This window comes from Cellvibrio sp. OA-2007, assembly GCF_000953825.1.
Classification (GTDB): Bacteria; Pseudomonadota; Gammaproteobacteria; order Pseudomonadales; family Cellvibrionaceae; genus Cellvibrio.
Map to the genome: position 1 here is coordinate 1 of NZ_BBUL01000061.1, position 15,933 is coordinate 15,933.

The 15,933-nt window shown below is 47.9% G+C and carries 13 protein-coding genes and 1 tRNA gene; all 14 read right to left on the minus strand.

Features of this window, described 5'->3' with window-relative positions; all coding sequences use genetic code 11:
- Positions 1 to 107, minus strand: a 107-nt coding sequence (locus AWU77_RS02670) for a GTP-binding protein (protein ID WP_202966612.1), incomplete at its 3' end; no start/stop codon positions are given.
- Positions 108 to 143: 36 nt separating this feature from the next.
- On the minus strand, positions 144 to 2,264 hold the full coding sequence (fusA, locus tag AWU77_RS02675; RefSeq protein WP_062058875.1) for an elongation factor G: 2,121 nt from the start codon (positions 2,262 to 2,264) through the stop codon (positions 144 to 146).
- 91 nt (positions 2,265 to 2,355) lie between these two features.
- Positions 2,356 to 2,826 (minus strand): 30S ribosomal protein S7, encoded by a 471-nt coding sequence (rpsG, locus tag AWU77_RS02680; RefSeq protein WP_062058878.1) that lies wholly within the window; start codon positions 2,824 to 2,826, stop codon positions 2,356 to 2,358.
- A gap of 136 nt (positions 2,827 to 2,962) precedes the next feature.
- Positions 2,963 to 3,334 carry a 30S ribosomal protein S12 gene (gene rpsL, locus AWU77_RS02685; protein WP_062058902.1) on the minus strand — a complete coding sequence of 124 codons (372 nt, stop codon included), beginning with the start codon at positions 3,332 to 3,334 and terminating at the stop codon, positions 2,963 to 2,965.
- A 259-nt stretch (positions 3,335 to 3,593) separates the two neighbouring features.
- A complete protein-coding gene (rpoC, locus tag AWU77_RS02690) occupies positions 3,594 to 7,823 on the minus strand; it encodes a DNA-directed RNA polymerase subunit beta' (protein ID WP_062058904.1) in 4,230 nt (1,409 codons plus the stop codon).
- 128 nt (positions 7,824 to 7,951) lie between these two features.
- A complete protein-coding gene (rpoB, locus tag AWU77_RS02695; protein WP_062058881.1) occupies positions 7,952 to 12,037 on the minus strand; it encodes a DNA-directed RNA polymerase subunit beta in 4,086 nt (1,361 codons plus the stop codon).
- A 254-nt stretch (positions 12,038 to 12,291) separates the two neighbouring features.
- Positions 12,292 to 12,660 (minus strand): 50S ribosomal protein L7/L12, encoded by a 369-nt coding sequence (rplL, locus tag AWU77_RS02700; protein ID WP_062058884.1) that lies wholly within the window; start codon positions 12,658 to 12,660, stop codon positions 12,292 to 12,294.
- Positions 12,661 to 12,724: 64 nt separating this feature from the next.
- Positions 12,725 to 13,219 (minus strand): 50S ribosomal protein L10, encoded by a 495-nt coding sequence (rplJ, locus tag AWU77_RS02705; protein ID WP_062058887.1) that lies wholly within the window; start codon positions 13,217 to 13,219, stop codon positions 12,725 to 12,727.
- A 285-nt stretch (positions 13,220 to 13,504) separates the two neighbouring features.
- On the minus strand, positions 13,505 to 14,200 hold the full coding sequence (rplA, locus tag AWU77_RS02710; RefSeq protein WP_062058890.1) for a 50S ribosomal protein L1: 696 nt from the start codon (positions 14,198 to 14,200) through the stop codon (positions 13,505 to 13,507).
- Between the two features lies 1 nt (position 14,201).
- Positions 14,202 to 14,633, minus strand: coding sequence for a 50S ribosomal protein L11 (gene rplK, locus AWU77_RS02715; protein ID WP_062058893.1), 432 nt, complete (start codon positions 14,631 to 14,633; stop codon positions 14,202 to 14,204).
- Between the two features lie 143 nt (positions 14,634 to 14,776).
- The gene (nusG, locus tag AWU77_RS02720; RefSeq protein ID WP_062058896.1) at positions 14,777 to 15,310 is read right to left on the minus strand and encodes a transcription termination/antitermination protein NusG; all 534 of its coding nucleotides are present in this window, start codon (positions 15,308 to 15,310) and stop codon (positions 14,777 to 14,779) included.
- A 6-nt stretch (positions 15,311 to 15,316) separates the two neighbouring features.
- The gene (secE, locus tag AWU77_RS02725) at positions 15,317 to 15,685 is read right to left on the minus strand and encodes a preprotein translocase subunit SecE (protein WP_062058899.1); all 369 of its coding nucleotides are present in this window, start codon (positions 15,683 to 15,685) and stop codon (positions 15,317 to 15,319) included.
- A 25-nt stretch (positions 15,686 to 15,710) separates the two neighbouring features.
- Positions 15,711 to 15,786: transfer RNA gene (locus tag AWU77_RS02730), tRNA-Trp, on the minus strand.
- A gap of 53 nt (positions 15,787 to 15,839) precedes the next feature.
- On the minus strand, positions 15,840 to 15,933 hold a 94-nt coding region (locus AWU77_RS20020), incomplete at its 5' end, for an elongation factor Tu (RefSeq protein ID WP_084617945.1).

The following is a 15,933-nucleotide window of genomic DNA, read 5'->3' on the forward strand; positions in this document are numbered from 1 at the left end:
CACACGCGAGTCAAGGCTGCAGTCAATGTGGTTTTACCATGGTCAACGTGACCAATGGTGCCCACGTTGACGTGGGGCTTGTTACGTTCAAACTTCTCTTTAGCCACTTTTCAATTCCTCTATATAAAGATGAAATATCGAAACTATTCTTCGTCTCTTTGCATTCCGCCTTTTGCAATCACTTCTTCAGCAACATTGCGCGAGGCCTCTTGGTACTTCAAAAATTCCATGGTGTAAGTTGCACGACCCTGAGTTGCTGAGCGCAAAGCAGTCGCATAACCAAACATTTCCGACAACGGAACCTCAGCGTCGATCACCTTACCCATCGGACTCTCATCCATACCCAGAATCAAGCCGCGACGACGATTTAAGTCACCAACCACATCGCCCATGTTTGCTTCCGGAGTGACCACCTCAACCTTCATGATCGGCTCAAGCAATACCGCACCACCTTTTTGAGCCAACTTCTTGGTCGCCATAGATGCAGCAATCTTAAACGCCATTTCCGACGAGTCCACATCATGGTAAGAGCCATCAAACACAACAGCCTTTAACCCAAGCAATGGATAGCCCGCCAGAACTCCGTTTTGCATTTGTTCGGCAATGCCTTTTTGAATTGCAGGAATGAATTCTTTGGGAACCACACCACCCACAACCTCATTTACAAACTCTAAACCTTCAGCGCCCTCATCCGCACCGGGAGAGAAGCGTATCCAGCAGTGACCAAACTGACCACGGCCGCCCGACTGACGCACGAATTTACCTTCGATCTCACAGGTATTGCGAATAGCCTCACGGTAGGCCACCTGCGGCTTACCGATATTAGCCTCGACGCCAAATTCGCGCCGCATACGATCAACAATGATATCGAGATGCAACTCGCCCATACCACCAATAATGGTTTGGCCGGTTTCTTCATCGGTACGAACCCGGAAAGAAGGATCCTCCTGAGCCAATTTGCTCAGCGCAACACCCATCTTTTCTTGATCAACCTTGGTTTTAGGCTCAACCGCTACATGGATTACCGGCTCCGGAAAGTCCATGCGCTCTAAGATGATGACGCTATCCAGAGCACACAGCGTATCGCCGGTAGTGCAATCTTTAAAGCCGATACCCGCAGCAATATCACCCGCTAAAACTTCTTTAATTTCCTGACGCTGATTCGCATGCATTTGCACCATACGACCAACACGCTCTTTTTTCCCCTTCACCGAGTTCAATACGGTATCGCCAGATTCCAGCGTGCCGGAGTAAACACGGAAAAAAGTTAGCGTGCCAACAAATGGATCGGTAGCAATTTTAAATGCCAATGCAGAGAACGGCTCATCATCACTCGCTTTACGCGTAGCAACTGTCTCACCATCCTCTAGCACACCCTCAATCGCCTTAACTTCGGTGGGCGCCGGCAGATAATCAATTACAGCATCCAGCATTGCCTGAACACCCTTATTCTTAAACGCCGAACCACCAATTACCGGAACTATTTCATTGGCCAATGTGCGAGCACGAATCCCAGACTTGATTTCTTCTTCAGTTAGCTCTTCGCCGCCCAAATACTTTTCCATCAACTCTTCAGTGGACTCAGCCGCCGACTCAATCAGGAATTCACGCATTTTTTCGCAAGTCGCAAGCAGATCCGCAGGGATCGGCTCGTACTTAAAGGTCATACCCTGGTCTTCTTCGTTCCAGATGATGGCGCGCATCTTAACCAGATCAACAACACCCTTGAATTCATCTTCAGCGCCGATAGTCATCTGCAGCGGAACAGCATTTGCGCCCAATCGGGTTCTCAGCTGTTCAACAACACGCATATAGCTAGCGCCGGTACGATCCATTTTGTTAACAAATACGATGCGCGGAACTTCGTATTTATTCGCTTGGCGCCATACGGTTTCGGTTTGCGGCTGCACACCCGAAGATCCGCACAGAACAACAACCGCACCATCAAGTACACGCAAAGAGCGCTCTACTTCGATAGTGAAATCAACATGCCCAGGGGTATCAATTACGTTGATGCGATGCTCATCAAACTGGCCACCCATGCCCTTCCAGAAGGTCGTAACAGCAGCAGAGGTAATGGTGATACCACGCTCCTGCTCTTGCACCATCCAGTCGGTCGTTGCAGCACCGTCATGCACCTCACCAATCTTGTGAGACAATCCGGTATAAAACAACACACGTTCGGTCGTCGTCGTTTTACCCGCATCTACGTGTGCGCAGATGCCGATATTGCGATAGCGTGCGATAGGTGTTTTACGTGCCACAGAGGTATTCCCCGATTACAAATTCGCTACTAAAGAAAGGGCAGCGATTGCTGCCCTTAATCTCACATAGGCGTTTTGGAGCAAACTTCCATTAGAAACGGAAGTGCGAGAACGCCTTGTTCGCTTCAGCCATGCGGTGAACGTCTTCACGCTTCTTAACCGCAGCGCCTTTGCCTTGTGCAGCATCCATCAGCTCACCAGCCAAACGCGCAGGCATTGATTTCTCACCACGCTTACGCGAGTAATCCACCAACCAGCGCATTGCCAGCGCAGTACGACGCGATGCACGTACTTCGACAGGAACTTGATAGGTTGCACCACCCACACGGCGAGATTTAACCTCAACCAGCGGAGCGATGTTCTCGAGAGCCTCAGTAAATACTTCCAAAGGATCACGATTTAATTTGGTTTTAACGATATCCATAGCACCGTAAATAATGCGCTCTGCTACCGACTTCTTACCACTAATCATTACGTGGTTCATAAACTTTGCCAGAGTCACGTTACCGAATTTTGGATCCGGCAGCGTGTCGCGTTTGGCGACGACTCGTCTTCTTGGCATTTTAATAGCCTCTCTTCAGGAAATTTCCAAGACAACATTTGGAGCCCAATTGCTACAAACTTGCTTGGCCTTACTCGGTTGTACACCGAAAACATTAAACGCAAAGCATAAGCGGCGGATAAATCCGCCAACTCTATTACTTAGGACGTTTAGCACCGTATTTGGAACGACCTTGTCTACGCTTAGCAACACCAGAAGTATCCAGTGAACCGCGTACAGTATGGTAACGAACACCTGGCAAGTCTTTAACACGACCGCCACGGATCAGCACCACGCTGTGCTCCTGCAAGTTATGGCCTTCACCGCCGATATAAGAAGACACTTCAAAACCATTGGTCAAACGAACACGGCATACTTTACGCAATGCTGAGTTTGGCTTTTTAGGTGTAGTCGTATAAACGCGAGTGCAAACACCGCGTCTTTGCGGATTGCCTTGCAGAGCTGGAACGTCGCTCTTGTCTACGATGGGTTTTCTCGGCTTACGAATCAATTGATTGATCGTTGGCATGAAAACAAACTCCACAGATAATACGCCTTCACTATTGAAGGCAGGTTTAAGAAAGCGGTCTACTGAAAAAAATAGCCCTGCTTCCCACTTCGGAAAAAGTGGGTGGCGCATTGTAAAGATGCGCCCCACCACCGTCAAGGTAAAGCCCGCCTATTTAATGGACAATTGTCCGATAAAAAAGCAAGGCTGGGATCGCCAGCCTTGCTTCGGGTTTACCGCGAGAGCGTTTGCTCTCATCACCTCGGCAATTAATCAAGCATTAGCCAATGCTTGATTTCAACGCCTCAGTTAATGCTGCTTCGACATCTTCTGGGCTCACGCCCGCATCATTGCTGTTGCTGAGGTTAGCTTCGCGACGACGCTTGCGATCCGAGTGATATGCCAAACCGGTACCGGCTGGAATCAAACGACCCACCACTACGTTTTCTTTCAAGCCACGCAGAGCATCTTTCTTGCCGGTTACTGCCGCTTCGGTCAATACGCGAGTAGTTTCCTGGAACGATGCTGCGGAAATGAACGATTCAGTAGCCAAAGACGCCTTGGTAATACCAAGTAACTGGCGCTCATAATTAGCAGGCTGACGCGCTTCTGCACGTAACTTTTCGTTTTCTTCCAATACGTGGTTGTACTCGACTTGTTCGCCTTTAACGAAAGTAGAGTCACCCATGGTGCTGATCTCAACCTTACGCAGCATTTGACGAACGATAGTTTCGATGTGCTTATCGTTAATTTTCACGCCTTGTAGACGGTAAACGTCTTGGATCTCATTGGTAATGTAACGCGCCAATGCCTCAACACCCTGCAAGCGCAAAATGTCATGCGGATTGCTTGGGCCGTCAGATACAACTTCACCCTTGGCAACCATCTCACCTTCAAACACGGTCAGTTGACGATGCTTGGGGATCAACACTTCGTAATGCGTTGAACCATCTGGCAACAATTGGCCATCGACAGGAGTAATAATCAAACGACGCTTGCCCTTGGTCTCTTTACCGAAGCTCACAGTACCGGAGATTTCCGCCAAAATGGACGGCTCTTTTGGACGGCGAGCTTCAAACAAGTCGGCAACACGCGGCAGACCACCGGTGATGTCACGAGTTTTGGAGCCTTCCTGTGGGATACGCGCAATAATGTCGCCCACGTTGATAATGTCGTGATTGTTGATGCTCAAAATCGCTTTTGGCGGCAACATGTAGTGCGCTGGCACATTGGTGTTCGCAAGGAACAGCTCTTTACCTTTTGCATCTACCAAGGTTACTGCAGGGCGCAGATCTTTACCGGCCGACGGACGCTCTGCTGGATCAAGTACTTCGATAGAGCTCAAACCAGTCAATTCATCAGTCTGGCGACGGATAGAAAGACCATCTTCCATGCCAGAGAAGGCAACAGTACCCGCCACTTCCGATACGATCGGGTGAGTATGCGGATCCCATTTAGCAATAATCTGACCACCTTTAACTGCTTCACCATCTTTAACAGTGATCAATGCACCGTAAGGAATCTTGTAACGCTCACGCTCACGGCCGCTGCTGTCAGCAATCGCCAATTCACCCGAACGAGACACTGCCACCAAGTTGCCCGCCGGGTTGCTTACAACCTTCACGTTCAACAAGCGCACAGTACCTTCTTGTTTAACTTGTACGCTATCCGCTGCAGACGCTCGCGATGCCGCACCACCAATGTGGAAGGTACGCATGGTCAGCTGGGTTCCTGGCTCACCGATTGATTGAGCCGCAATAACACCAACCGCTTCACCTACGTTTACACGGTGACCACGAGCAAGGTCACGGCCGTAACACATAGAGCAAATACCGCTGCGCGCTTCACAGGTAATTGGTGAGCGCACCAATACTTCGTCGATACCCATGGCCTCAACGCGCTCAACCCAGGCTTCGTCAATCATGGTGCCAGCAGGCACCAGGATTTCATCAGTGCCGGGACGGATTACGTCGCGAGCAATAATACGACCAAGGATACGATCACCCAATGATTCGATTACATCGCCGCCTTCAATAACTGGCGACATGGTCAAACCTTCGTCGGTACCACAATCGATTGCAGTAACCACCAAATCTTGCGCGACATCAACCAAACGACGCGTCAAATAACCAGAGTTCGCGGTTTTCAACGCGGTATCCGCCAAACCTTTACGCGCACCGTGGGTAGAAATAAAGTACTGAAGTACGTTCAAGCCTTCACGGAAATTAGCCTTAATTGGCGTTTCAATGATCGAACCATCTGGACGCGCCATCAAACCACGCATACCGGCCAACTGACGAATCTGTGCTGGCGAGCCCCGCGCACCTGAGTCAGCGTACATAAATACGGAGTTAAATGAGGGTTGCAATTCTTCAACGCCATCGCGGTTGATAACGGCTTCTTTGGAAATACCTTCCATCATCGATTTGGCAACCAAATCGTTAGCGCGCGACCAAATATCGATAACCTTGTTGTATTTCTCGCCCTGAGTTACCAGACCTGAAGCGTATTGGGTTTCGATTTCTTTTACTTCCGCATCAGCGCGGCCGATGATCTCTGCTTTTGCGGCAGGGATAGTAAAGTCGTTAACACCAATCGATGAGCCTGACTTGGTAGAGAAGTCATAACCCATGTACATCAAACGGTCAGCGAAGATAACAGTCGCCTTCAATCCCACTACGCGGTAGCAGTAATTGATAGCGGCAGAAATCGCTTTCTTAACCATTGGACGGTTAATCATTTCCAGCGGCATGCCGGGTGGGCAGATTTCCCACAGCAATACACGGCCAACAGTAGTGCTAACCAATTTAACCGTAGTGGTTTTTTCGCCTTCTTCGCCAATCAAGGTTTCACTCAAACGCACTTTAATGCGCGCCTGCAGATCAACTTGTTTGGAGTAGTAGGCACGGGATACTTCCGCAGTATCCGCAAACACCATGTTCTCGCCTTTTGCGTTTACACGGTCACGGGTCATCCAATACAGACCCAATACCACGTCTTGCGACGGAACGATAATTGGCTCACCTGACGCTGGCGACAGGATGTTGTTGGTAGACATCATCAATGCACGCGCTTCCAACTGAGCTTCGATAGTCAGCGGAACGTGAACTGCCATCTGGTCGCCGTCGAAGTCCGCGTTGTACGCAGAACACACAAGCGGGTGCAACTGGATTGCTTTACCTTCAATCAGCACTGGCTCAAACGCCTGAATACCGAGACGGTGAAGAGTTGGTGCGCGGTTCAATAGCACCGGATGTTCGCGGATTACTTCGTCGAGAATATCCCAAACGACAGCCTCTTCGCGCTCAACCATTTTCTTGGCGGCTTTAATAGTGGTCGCCAAACCACGCAATTCTAGCTTGCTAAAAATAAACGGCTTGAACAGCTCCAACGCCATTTTCTTTGGCAAACCGCACTGATGCAAACGCAGAGTTGGACCTACTACGATTACCGAACGACCGGAGTAGTCAACACGCTTACCGAGCAGGTTTTGACGGAAACGACCTTGTTTACCTTTGATCATGTCAGCCAAAGATTTCAGCGGACGCTTGTTAGAACCGGTGATCGCACGACCGCGACGACCGTTATCCAACAGCGCATCTACTGCTTCTTGCAGCATACGCTTTTCGTTGCGCACGATGATGTCTGGCGCATTCAAGTCCAACAGACGCTTCAAACGGTTATTACGATTGATTACGCGACGATACAAATCGTTCAAGTCAGACGTTGCAAAACGACCACCATCCAATGGAACCAATGGACGCAAATCTGGCGGCAATACCGGCAGAACTTCCATTACCATCCACTCGGGCTTGTTGCCAGAGAAGAAGAAGGCTTCCAGCAACTTCAAGCGCTTGGAGTACTTTTTGATTTTGGTTTCGCTGGTGGTATTTGGAATTTCTTCACGCAAACGTTGAATTTCAGATTCCAAATCGATAGCGCGCATCAAGGTCTGAATGGCTTCAGCACCCATTTGGGCTTCGAATTCGTCGCCGAACTCTTCCATTGCTTCAAAGTACTGCTCGTCAGAGAGCAATTGACCACGCTCCAGCGTAGTCATACCTGGCTCGGTCACCACGTAGGATTCAAAATAAAGCACGCGCTCGATATCACGCAAAGTCATATCTAACAGCAAACCGATACGGCTCGGCAGCGATTTCAGGAACCAAATGTGCGCAACTGGACTCGCCAGTTCGATATGACCCATGCGCTCACGACGCACTTTAGCCAAAGTCACCTCTACACCGCACTTCTCACAGATAATGCCGCGGTGCTTCATGCGCTTGTACTTACCGCACAAGCATTCGTAATCTTTTACTGGACCAAAAATCTTGGCGCAGAACAAACCTTCACGCTCAGGCTTGAAGGTACGGTAGTTGATAGTCTCTGGCTTTTTCACTTCGCCAAACGACCACGAACGAATCATTTCAGGTGATGCCAAGCTAATACGAATAGAGTCGAATTCTTCGACTTGTCCCTGGGACTTGAGTAAATTCAGTAAGTCTTTCAAGGCGCTTTCTCCTGTTGGCTCCGGTGGAGCTTTCATTAAACTTCGAGGCAAATTCTTTGGTGTTACTGGTTCCGGATTGCAGCCAGTAACGGCCTGTTTAGGCCGCTACTGACGCGCAAGCATGAGCATTAATCGTCTTGCTCAAGCTCGATATTGATACCCAGAGAGCGGATTTCCTTAACAAGTACGTTGAAAGACTCCGGCATGCCGGGCTCCATACGGTGGTCGCCATCAACGATGTTTTTATACATCTTGGTACGACCCGCAACGTCATCCGACTTAACAGTAAGCATTTCTTGCAATGTATATGCTGCACCGTATGCTTCCAGCGCCCACACTTCCATCTCACCGAAACGCTGACCACCGAACTGCGCTTTACCACCCAAAGGCTGCTGGGTAACCAAGCTATAAGAACCGGTTGAACGGGCATGCATCTTGTCATCCACCAAGTGGTTCAACTTCAGCATGTACATGTAGCCCACAGTCACCGGACGAGTGAACTGGTCACCGGTACGGCCATCATAAAGAATGGATTGACCTGTATCCGACAAACCTGCCAAACGCAGCAAGGCTTTGATTTCATGCTCTTTGGCACCATCAAATACTGGCGTTGCCATAGGCACACCATCAACCAAGTTCTTGGCCAGATCCAGAATGTCTTTATCACTGAATGAAGCCAGATCTTCTTTAGCTGCCACATCACCGGTTTTGTTGTAGATCTCTTCAAGGAAAGCGCGGATGTCGGCAATTGCTTTTTGCTCTTGCAGCAACTTGTTGATTTTAACGCCCAGACCTTTAGCCGCCATGCCCAAGTGCATTTCCAACACCTGCCCCACGTTCATACGTGAAGGTACGCCGAGCGGGTTAAGAACTATATCAACAGTCTCGCCATTCTCGTCGTAAGGCATGTCTTCAATCGGCATAATTACCGAGATAACACCCTTGTTACCGTGACGACCGGCCATCTTGTCACCAGGCTGGATACGACGCTTGATAGCGAGGTAAACCTTAACGATTTTCAGCACGCCTGGCGCCAGATCATCGCCAGTAGACAGCTTGCGTTTTTTGTCCTCAAAGCGCTCGTCGAGAATCTTGCGACGCTCAGCCAGCTGCTCTTCAGCGCGATCGATCTGCTCATTCAGTGCGTCTTCATTCATACGCAGCTTGAACCACTGATCTTTTTCCAAACCGTCGAGGATTTCGTGAGTCATGGCTTCGCCTTTCTTCACGTTTTTACCTGATGCAACGATTTGACCAACCAAAGCAGAACGCAGACGCTCAAAGGTAGCCGTTTCAACAATACGGTACTCTTCGTTCAAATCTTTACGCACTTCATCAAGCTGCGCTTTTTCAATTTCCAAACTGCGCTGATCCTTTTCCAGACCATCGCGAGTGAAAACCTGTACGTCGATTACAGTACCTTTGGTGCTTGAAGGCACACGCAGGGAAGTATCCTTAACGTCCGACGCCTTTTCACCAAAGATTGCACGCAATAGCTTCTCTTCTGGTGTTAATTGGGTTTCACCTTTTGGTGTAACCTTACCAACCAGAATATCGCCGCCGCCCACTTCAGCACCGATATAAACAATACCGGATTCGTCGAGCTTGCTCAGCGCACTCTCACCTACGTTAGGAATATCCGCAGTGATTTCTTCGCTGCCCAACTTGGTATCACGTGCGATACAGGTTAATTCCTGAATATGGATGGTAGTGAAACGGTCTTCCTGAACAACACGCTCTGAAACCAGAATCGAGTCTTCGAAGTTGTAACCATTCCACGGCATAAACGCGATACGCATGTTTTGGCCAAGCGCCAATTCACCCATATCAACAGAAGGGCCATCGGCCAAAATGTCGCCGCGGGAAACCGAATCACCCATGCTTACAATTGGACGCTGATTGATACAGGTATTTTGGTTAGAACGGGTGTATTTGATCAGGTTGTAAATATCCACACCTGCATCGCCCGCTTCTACTTCATCGTGATGCACTTTTACTACGATACGGCCAGCATCAACGCTATCGATAATACCGCCACGCTTCGCAACGACACACACACCTGAGTCGGACGCAACATTACGCTCCATACCGGTACCCACCAGCGGCTTTTGCGAGCGCAGTGTAGGTACAGCTTGGCGCTGCATGTTTGAACCCATCAATGCACGGTTGGCGTCATCGTGTTCAAGGAATGGAATCAAGGATGCCGCAACAGAAACTACCTGACGCGCCGATACGTCCATATATTGAACGTCAGCAGGTGCTTTCAAGGTAAATTCATTTAAGTGACGAACTGATACCAATTCTTCAGTCAAGCTACCGGCGTCATCCAAAGTTGCCGATGCCTGTGCAATTACATAATCAGATTCATTGATCGCAGAAAGGAAATCAATTTCATTGGTTACCTTGCCATTAACCACTTTACGATACGGACTCTCAAGGAAGCCGTAATTGTTAGTGCGGGCATAGGTAGCCAAAGAGTTGATCAAACCAATGTTTGGACCTTCCGGCGTTTCAATTGGACATACACGACCATAGTGAGTCGGATGTACGTCACGCACTTCAAAGCCTGCACGCTCACGAGTCAAACCACCTGGGCCAAGCGCAGAGACACGACGCTTATGGGTGATCTCTGACAGCGGGTTGTTTTGATCCATAAACTGCGAAAGCTGTGATGAGCCAAAGAACTCTTTCACTGCAGCAGCTACAGGTTTTGCGTTAATCAAATCTTGCGGCATCAAGCCTTCGCTTTCCGCCATTGAAAGGCGCTCTTTCACCGCACGCTCAACACGCACCAAACCAACACGGAATTGGTTTTCTGCCATCTCACCTACGGAACGCACACGGCGGTTACCCAAGTGATCGATATCATCCACAACGCCTTTACCGTTACGGATAGCAATCAGCGTCTTCATCACATCAACGATATCGTCATTAGACAAAGTACCTTCACCGGTTTCAGCTTCGCGGCCAAGACGACGGTTAAATTTCATACGACCCACTGCGGAAAGATCGTAGCGCTCTTGCGAGAAGAACAGGTTTTGGAACAATGCTTCAGCAGATTCTTTGGTTGGCGGCTCGCCAGGACGCATCATGCGATAAATTTCAACGAGCGACTCTAATGCCGTGCGAGTTGGATCAACACGCAGAGTTTCAGAAATAAAGGCGCCGCAATCCAATTCGTTGGTATACAGCGTTTCAACATCCGTAGCGCCCGCAGCAACTAATTTGGCAAGCACATCAGCAGTAATTTCTGTATTACATTCAAATAACAACTCACCAGTGCGAGTGTCGATAATATCTTTTGCTAATGAGCGACCTAACAAATATTCAGATGGAACATCCATCTGATTAACACCGGCCTTTTCCAATTGACGAATATGACGCGCAGTAATACGGCGCCCTTCTTCAACAATGATATTGCCTTTGTCATCTTTAATATCAAAAGTAGCAACGTCACCGCGCAAACGCGATGGAACTACTTCGTAGCTGAATTGACCATCTTTGCCCAAAATAAAAGTACTGGTTTCAAAAAACATTGCCAGCATTTCTTGTGAGCTAAAACCAAGGGCGCGCAACAAAATAGTGGCGGGCAACTTACGGCGACGGTCAATACGAACGTAGAGCAGGTCTTTAGGATCAAATTCAAAATCCAACCATGAGCCACGGTAAGGAATAATACGTGCGGAATAAAGCAGCTTGCCCGATGAATGGGTCTTGCCTTTGTCGTGATCGAAGAACACGCCAGGAGAACGATGTAACTGGGAAACGATTACACGTTCGGTACCATTAATGACAAAAGTACCGTTATCGGTCATGAGCGGGATTTCACCCATGTACACTTCTTGTTCTTTAATGTCTTTGATCGCCTTATTGGAAGACTCGCGATCATAAATAATCAAGCGCACTTTCACGCGTAGAGGGACGGCATAGGTAACGCCGCGCAGAATACATTCGTTTACATCAAACGCCGCTTTTCCGAGGTTATAGCTCACATATTCGAGCGCAGCATTACCTGAGTAACTAACGATTGGAAAAACGGAACGGAATGCAGCATGTAGCCCCATATCATCACGCTTACTGGGCGCAGTATCTGCTTGAGTAAACTTTCTGTAGGAATCTAACTGAATCGCCAAAAGATAAGGTACATCCATTACGTGCGGCAGTTTGCCAAAATCCTTGCGGATACGTTTTTTCTCAGTATATGAGTAAGCCATCTGTATTCCCCAGCTTGTTCGCGGATCGGGCTTGATCGCAGCCATGAAAACGCATGTGCGTTTCTTTGTAAAAACTTAAAACTCGACAAACTTACGATTACTTTTCGGTAATCAATGGCGCACCTGGTGCTTGCCATTTTCAGTACCACTACAGCTATAACCCAAGACTCTTCTGAAAACAGAAAAAGGCTGGCAAGCAAAAGCTCACCAGCCTAGTGTCCAAACTGTAAATGGACCGCAACACAGGCGTAGAATTATTTAACTTCTACAACTGCGCCAGCTTCTTCCAACTTAGCTTTTGCTGCATCAGCATCAGCTTTGGAAACTGCTTCTTTGATTGCTTTAGGTGCCGCTTCAACCAAATCTTTAGCTTCTTTCAAGCCAAGACCAGTCAATTCACGAACAGCCTTAATTACGTTAACTTTCTTGTCACCAACAGATGAAAGAATAACGTCAAATTCAGTTTGCTCTTCTGCTGCAGCAGCTGGACCAGCAGCAACAGCAACAGTAGCAGCAGCAGCGCTAACACCGAACTTCTCTTCCATTGCAGAGATCAACTCAACAACGTCTTTTACAGACATTTCTGCGATGGCATTGATGATATCGTCTTTAGTCAGAGACATGTCTCAATTCCTAATTAATGGAGCATTTTGCTCGTTAAATCTAAAGTAAGCCGTAATCAAATGATTAAGCAGCTTGCTGTTCTTTTTGATCGCGAACGGCCGCAATAGTGCGAACCAGTTTGCCAGCTGAAGCTTCTTTCATCACGCTCATGAGACGAGAAATAGCTTCGTCGTAAGTTGGCAAAGTAGCCAACATTGCGATATTCACTAACTCACCTTCAAAGGCAGCAGCTTTCAACTCAAACTTGTCATTCTCTTTAGCAAAATCCTGAAGGATGCGAGCACCAGCACCAGGATGAACAGTTGAGAATGCAATGAGAGTTGGGCCTACGAATTTGTCTGCGAGACACTCGTATGCTGTACCTTGCACAGCGCGACGGGCCAATGTGTTACGGACGACTCTTACCCAGACGCCAGCTTCACGGGCCTGCTTGCGCAGAGCGGTCATTTTGCCAACGGTTACGCCGCGAGAATCGGCGATAACTGCAGACAAAGCGCTCTTTGCAGCGTCTTGGACTTCAGCAACAATCGCTTTTTTGCCTTCAAGACCTAATGCCACGGGATTACTCCTGCATTGATAAACTTTTTCTGTTCGTTAAAACACAAATAAATTTATCGTTAACTACCAGCCTCGATAAACTATCAAGACCATTATTCGGTGAAGTCATTCGTCAAATTGTTGCAACAGAATATCTGTATTATCAATTAACTGAATAGGGTCTCACCATCTGCGTAGGCGACTTGCATTAAGTCTTGTTATCTACTTACGTAAACCACTTCGACACCTACGGTCTTTGACGGCCCGCTTCAAAAGCGGACCCCAAAGTTCTTTTACGTCAGCGAATCAAATCGCAAGTGACGCTTGATCGATTACCAAACCAGGACCCATGGTAGAACTCAAGGAAATCTTCTTGATGTAAATACCTTTAGATGTTGCTGGCTTAGCTTTTTTCAGATCGCCAATTAATGCTTCCAAGTTTTCTTTGATAGCAACGGCGTCAAAAGAGATCTTGCCTAAACCGCCATGAATAATACCGCCCTTCTCAGCGCGATAACGAATCTGGCCAGCTTTAGCATTTTTAACAGCGGTAACCACATCAGGAGTTACAGTACCAGTTTTGGGGTTTGGCATTAGACCGCGAGGACCAAGCACTTGCCCCAATTGACCCACAACACGCATTGCATCAGGGCTGGCAATAACCACATCAAAATCCATCTTGCCTGCTTTAATTTCTGCTGCCAATTCATCCATACCAACGAACTCAGCACCAGCAGCTTTCGCCGCTTCGGCATTTGCACCTTGAGTGAATACAGCAACGCGCACTGACTTACCATTACCGTGTGGCAGGGTAGTAGCGCCGCGAACTGATTGATCAGACTTACGAGGATCGATACCGAGGTTTACAGACACATCAACTGTCTCAGCAAACTTCACATTAGAAAGATCTTTCAACAGTGCTACAGCCTCTTCGATAGAGTACTGCTTAGTTGAATCAACCTTCTCATTAATTGCACGTTGACGCTTAGTAATTTTAGCCATCTTATACGCCCTCCACTTCCAGACCCATTGAACGTGCAGAACCAGCAATAGTACGCACAGCTGCTTCCATATTGGATGCGGTCAGGTCTGCCATTTTGGTAGTTGCAATGGTTTCCAACTGAGCACGAGTTACCTTACCGACCTTATTGGTGTTAGGACGACCGCTACCACTGGTAATGCCTGCAGCCTTCTTCAGCAAGAAAGATGCTGGTGGAGTCTTCATTACAAATGTAAAACTACGGTCACTATAAACACTGATAATCACAGGTACAGGTGAACCAACTTCCATGCCTTGTGTTTGCGCATTGAAAGCTTTACAGAATTCCATGATGTTAACACCGTGCTGACCCAATGCTGGACCAACCGGTGGACTTGGATTTGCCTTGCCAGCTGCAACCTGCAGCTTAACGTAAGCGGTTACTTTTTTTGCCATGATATTGCTCCCCTATGGGTGTTAGCGCCTCAACCAAATCTTTGGCAAGATTTGACGTCTTAGGCTCCCCGCCCTGGCTTTAACCAAGGACACGAAAACCCCTCTTCGCAAGGCGAAGAAGGGCATTTAAAAATCTTTAACGTTTAAGTTTTTTCGACCTGACTAAATTCCAACTCAACTGGAGTGGAACGACCAAAAATCAATACCGCCACTCGCAAACGATTTTTGTCGTAATTAACCTCTTCAACAACACCGTTGAAATCGTTAAATGGCCCATCAATAACACGAACCATTTCACCTGGCTCAAAAATTGTTTTTGGCTTGGGCTTCTCAATTGAGTCATCGACACGACGCAAAATTGCATCTGCCTCTTTTTCGGTTATAGGAGCAGGTTGGTCAGCCTTGCCACCAATAAAGCCCATCACTCTTGGCGTATCTTTGACCAGATGCCATGTATCATCATTCAACTCCATTTGTACCAATACATAACCAGGAAAAAACTTGCGCTCACTCTTACGCTTTTGTCCGCCACGCATTTCAATTACTTCTTCAGTGGGAACCAAAATGTCGCCAAAACTTTCTTCCATTCCATACAAAGAAACACGATCACGCAACGAAGCAGCCACTTTCTTTTCATAGCCAGAATAGGCATGTACTACGTACCAGCGCTTAGCCATATTTATCTACCCTATGATATTGGAAGCAATAAAACCAAATAGCGTATCTAGCAACCATAGAATGATGGCCATCACAAAAACTACCGCCAACACAATCAGCGTTGTCTGGTTAGTTTCTTGACGGCTAGGCCAAACGACTTTACGCAACTCAACAAGTGAGCCGCGGATAACATCAGCTATTGCAACACCTTTAGCCGTTTGCAGTGCAACAAATATCGCCACAGCAGTTAACACCAGCAGCGCTAAAGCACGATACAAAATTGATTCAGCAGAAAAGTGAGAGTTTCCGACAACACCTGCAGCAACTATAGCCACAACCAAAAGCCATTTAATAGCATCCAGTCGGTAAACTTTTTCTTCAGTATTAGCAGTCATTATCGCAACAAACCCACATAAAATTTGGCAGGCCAGGAGGGACTCGAACCCCCAACACCCGGTTTTGGAGACCGGTGCTCTACCAATTGAACTACTGGCCTAACATCGCTAAAGCAAATGCGAGCAGACAAGTAATCGCCTGCTCGCATATTTATTACTGAATGATTTTGGCAACAACACCAGCACCAACAGTACGACCACCTTCACGGATAGCAAAACGTAAACCGTCTTCCATCGCGATTGGGTGA

Coding starts and splice junctions, on each gene's coding strand:
- rplA (WP_062058890.1), bottom strand. CDS start 14,200: ATGGCTAAAATTACTAAGCGTCAACGTGCAATTAATGAGAAGGTTGAT.
- rpoB (WP_062058881.1), bottom strand. CDS start 12,037: ATGGCTTACTCATATACTGAGAAAAAACGTATCCGCAAGGATTTTGGC.
- rplL (WP_062058884.1), bottom strand. CDS start 12,660: ATGTCTCTGACTAAAGACGATATCATCAATGCCATCGCAGAAATGTCT.
- rpsL (WP_062058902.1), bottom strand. CDS start 3,334: ATGCCAACGATCAATCAATTGATTCGTAAGCCGAGAAAACCCATCGTA.
- secE (WP_062058899.1), bottom strand. CDS start 15,685: ATGACTGCTAATACTGAAGAAAAAGTTTACCGACTGGATGCTATTAAA.
- rpsG (WP_062058878.1), bottom strand. CDS start 2,826: ATGCCAAGAAGACGAGTCGTCGCCAAACGCGACACGCTGCCGGATCCA.
- rplK (WP_062058893.1), bottom strand. CDS start 14,633: ATGGCAAAAAAAGTAACCGCTTACGTTAAGCTGCAGGTTGCAGCTGGC.
- nusG (WP_062058896.1), bottom strand. CDS start 15,310: ATGGCTAAGCGCTGGTACGTAGTACATGCCTATTCTGGCTATGAAAAG.